Source organism: Kitasatospora sp. NPDC001660, assembly GCF_053596725.1.
The window spans coordinates 1-4,463 of the sequence record NZ_JBSFGU010000116.1 but is presented as its reverse complement, the minus strand read 5'-3'; the positions used below and the strand labels follow the sequence as shown (position 1 = coordinate 4,463).

The 4,463-nt window shown below is 75.2% G+C and carries 1 protein-coding gene; it reads left to right on the top strand.

Translation table 11 applies throughout. The features are described 5' to 3' along the window. Positions 1 to 4,463: type I polyketide synthase (locus ACWCXH_RS39635; protein WP_449806374.1), on the top strand; the 4,463-nt coding region annotated here is incomplete at both ends.

Genomic DNA, 4,463 nt, shown 5'->3' with positions numbered 1-4,463 from the left:
GGCGGTCTCGTCCTGACCGCCGGCCAGGGCAACTACGCCGCCGCGAACGTCTTCCTCGACGCCCTCGCCGCCCACCGCCGTGCCGCCGGCCTGCCCGCCACCTCGATGGCCTACGGCCTCTGGGACGTCGGCGCCGGCCTCGGCCGTGACCTCGCCGACGTCGACCGGGCGCGCATGGCCACCCAGGGCGTCCCCGTGCTCGACCACGGGACGGGCCTCGCCCTCTTCGCCACCGCCCTGCGCAGCGAGCGCGCGGCCGTCGTCCCGATCCGGGTCGACGCGGCCGCCCTGCGCTCCCGCACCGACGAGGTCCCCGCGCTCCTGCGCGCCCTCGCCGCCCCGCGCAGGCGCGCCGAGCTGCCCGCGAGCGGCCGTGCCGCCGAGACGGGCCTCGCCCAGCGGCTCGCCGGGCTGAGCCGGACCGAGCGTCGGCGCCTGGCGCTGGATCTCGTGCGGGCGGAGGTCGCCGCCGTGCTCGGCCACGCCTCCGCCGAGGCGATCGCGCCCGAGCGCGCCTTCCAGGAGCTCGGCTTCGACTCCCTCGCCGCGACCGACCTGCGCAACCGCCTCAACAGGCGCACCGGCCTGCGCCTGCCCGCCACCCTCGCCTTCGACCACCCCAACGCCCGGGCCGTGGCGGACCACCTCCTCGACCTGGCCGGCGCGGGCACGGACCCGACGCCGGTGGCCGGCACCGACGCCCGCCCGCACACCTCCGACGAGCCGATCGCGATCGTCGGCATGGCCTGCCGCTATCCCGGCGGCGCGGCCACGCCCGAGGAGCTGTGGCGGCTGCTGGTGGACGGCGTCGACACCGTCACCGGACTGCCGACCGACCGCGGCTGGGACATCGAGCACCTCTACGACCCCGAGCCCGGCAAGGAGGGCCACAGCTACACCCGCCACGGCAGCTTCCTGCACGACGCCGGCGACTTCGACCCCGGCTTCTTCGGCATCTCCCCGCGCGAGGCCCTCTACATGGACCCGCAGCAGCGGCTCCTCCTGGAGACCTCGTGGGAGGCGCTGGAGCGGGCGGGCATCGACCCGCTGTCCCTGCGCGGCAGCCGGACGGGCGTCTTCGCGGGCGTGATGTACCACGACTACGCGCTCAACACGAACCCCTCGGGCACCAGCGGCGGCAGCGTCGTCTCCGGCCGGGTGTCCTACACGCTGGGCCTGGAGGGCCCGGCGGTGACGGTCGACACGGCCTGCTCCTCCTCGCTGGTCGCCCTGCACCTGGCGGTCCAGGCGCTGCGCAGCGGTGAGTGCTCGCTGGCCCTCGCAGGCGGTGCGACGGTGATGTCGACGCCGGGCATGTTCATCGAGTTCTCGCGGCAGCGGGGGCTGTCGGCGGACGGCCGGTGCAAGGCGTTCGCAGGCGCGGCGGACGGTGTGGGCTGGTCGGAGGGCGTCGGGGTGCTGCTCGTCGAGCGGCTGTCCGACGCGGAACGGCTCGGCCACCGGGTGCTGGCGGTGATCCGCGGCACGGCCGTCAACCAGGACGGCGCGAGCAACGGCTTCTCGGCGCCGAACGGTCCGTCGCAGCAACGGGTGATCCGGCAGGCGCTGGCGGGCGCCGGCCTGTCCGCCTCGGACGTCGACGCCGTCGAGGCGCACGGCACGGGGACGACGCTGGGCGACCCGATCGAGGCGCAGGCGCTCCTCGCCGCCTACGGCCAGGACCGTGAACTCCCTCTGCTCCTCGGCTCGATCAAGTCGAACATCGGCCACGCGCAGGCGGCGGCCGGCGTCGCGGGTGTCATCAAGATGGTGCTCGCGATGCAGCACGGCGTGCTGCCGAAGTCGCTGCACATCGACCGGCCCTCGCCGCACGTCGAGTGGTCAAAGGGCGCGGTCGAGCTGCTGACCGAGGCCCGGGACTGGCCGGCGACCGGCCGTCCGCGCCGGGCGGGCGTGTCCGCGTTCGGGATCAGCGGGACCAACGCGCACGTGATCGTCGAGCAGGGGCCCGAGCCGGTGGCCGAACCGTCCGCCGGAAGGCGGGAGTCGGGCACGCTGCCGTGGCTGCTCGCCGCGGCGACGCCGGAGGCTCTGCAGGCGCAGGCCGAGCGGCTCGCGACCTTCCTGGCCGCGCGGCCGGAGCTCGACGCGCTGGACGTCGCCCACTCGCTGGCGGCCACGCGGCCGGCGCTGGAGCACCGCGCGGTGCTGCTCGGCGCGGACCGGGCGGAGCTGCTGGCCGGACTGGACGCGCTGAGCCGGGGCGAACTCGCCCCGGGTGCGGCCACCTCGTCCGCCCGGGCGGGTGGGGCGACGGCGTTCCTGTTCTCGGGGCAGGGGTCGCAACGGCTTGGTATGGGACGGGAGTTGTACGCGCGCTTCCCGGTGTTCGCGGGGGCGTTCGACGCGGTGTGCGCGGCGATGGAGCTTCCCGTACGTGAGGTGGTGTGGGGTGAGGACGCGGAGTTGCTGAACCAGACCGCGTACGCCCAGGCGGGCCTGTTCGCGGTCGAGGTGGCGCTCTACCGGCTCGTCGAATCCCTCGGTGTGCGGGCGGAGTTCGTGGCCGGCCACTCGATCGGTGAGGTCGCGGCGGCGCACGTCGCCGGGGTGTTCTCGCTGGAGGACGCGTGCGCGCTGGTGGCTGCTCGTGGCCGCCTGATGCAGGCGCTGCCGTCCGGCGGCGCGATGCTCGCCGTGCAGGCGACGGAGGACGAAGTCCTACCGCTGCTGGGCGAGTTCGTGTCGATCGCGGCCGTCAATGGCCCGATGTCGGTGGTCGTTTCCGGCACGGAGGAGGCTGTCGAGGCGATCCGCGAGCACTTCGCGGACCGCCGGACGAACCGGCTGCGCGTGTCCCACGCTTTCCATTCGCCGCTGATGGATCCGATGCTGGAGGACTTCCGCACGGTCCTCAACGGGCTGACGTACCACGCCCCTTCGATCCCGGTCGTCTCCAACCTGACCGGCGGACTGGCCGAAGGCCTCCAGGCGCCCGACTACTGGGTGCGCCACGTGCGCGAGGCCGTCCGCTTCGCCGACGGTGTCCGCACCCTCCACGAGGCCGGCGTCCGCCGCTACCTCGAACTGGGCCCCGACACCGTCCTGTCCGGCTTGGTGCAGGGCGTCCTCGACGACTCGGCGGCCGCCGGCACGTGCGTCGTGCCCGCCCTGCACGCGGACCGGGACGAGGAGACGAGCCTGGTCGGCGCACTCGGTCGGCTGCACGCGGCCGGGGCCGAGGTGGACTGGTCCGCTTTCTTCGCCGGCAGCGGCGCCCGGACGGTGGAACTGCCCACCTACGCGTTCCAGCGCCGCCGTTTCTGGCTCGACGCGACGACCCCGCTCGGCGACCTGGGCGCGGTGGGCGTGGGCGCCTTCGCGCACCCGCTGCTCGGCGCGGCCGTCGACCTGTCCCACACGGACGGGTTCCTCCTCACCGGTCGGCTGTCGCTGGACTCGCACCCGTGGCTGGCCGACCACCAGGTCCTGGACACCGTCCTGGTGCCGGGCGCGGCGCTGGTCGAGCTCGCGCTGCGGGCCGCGGCCGAGGTCGGGTGCGAGCTGGTGGAGGAACTGACGCTGGCCGCACCGCTGGTGCTGCCCGAGCGCGGCGCCGTCCAGCTGCACGTGCGGGTCGGTGGCCCGGACGCCTCGGACCGGCGGGCGGTGACCGTCCACTCGCGGCCGGACGGGGATCCGGACGCGGGGTGGGTCCAGCACGCGGCCGGTTCGCTGGCCGTCTCCGGAGCCCCCGAGACGGGATCTTTCGACGCCGCCGTCTGGCCGCCGGCCGGCGCCGAGCCGCTGCCGGTGGAGGGCGCCTACGAGCGCATGGCGGAGGCCGGGTTCGGCTACGGTCCGGTGTTCCAGGGCCTGCGCGCGGCCTGGCGGCGCGGCGACGAGCTCTTCGCCGAGGTAGCCCTGCCGGAGGGCGTCGGAGCCGACGGCTTCGGCGTCCACCCGGCGCTGCTCGACGCGGCCATGCACGCCGCGATCCTGGCCGGCGGCGAGCGGGAGACGATGATCCCGTTCGCGTGGACCGGGGTGACCCTGTCCGCCGTCGGCGCGTCGGCGGTGCGGGTGCGGATCGTCCGGCTCGGCGACGGCGGGCTGCGGCTCGACCTCGCCGACCCGACGGGCGGTCCGGTGCTCGCCGTGGCCTCGATGGTGGGCCGGGCGGTGTCGGCGGAGCAGCTGGGCTCGGTCGACCCGCTCTACGGAATCGAGTGGGCGGAGCTGCCTGACTCGCCTGCCGCAGAAGACGTTCGGGCGCGGTGGGAGGACGTGTCGAACTCCTCGGAGCCGACGCCCGGCGTGGTCGTCCTCGACTGCGGCGCCTTCGCGACCCCCGCGGACGTCCCGAGCGGAGTCCGCGTGAACGTCCACGCCGTGCTGGAGGCCCTCCAGGCGTGGCTGGCGGAGGAGCGGTTCGCGGCGTCGCGGCTGGTGGTCGTGACGCGGGGTGCGGTGGCGGTGCGCGAGGGTGAGCCGGTGGATCT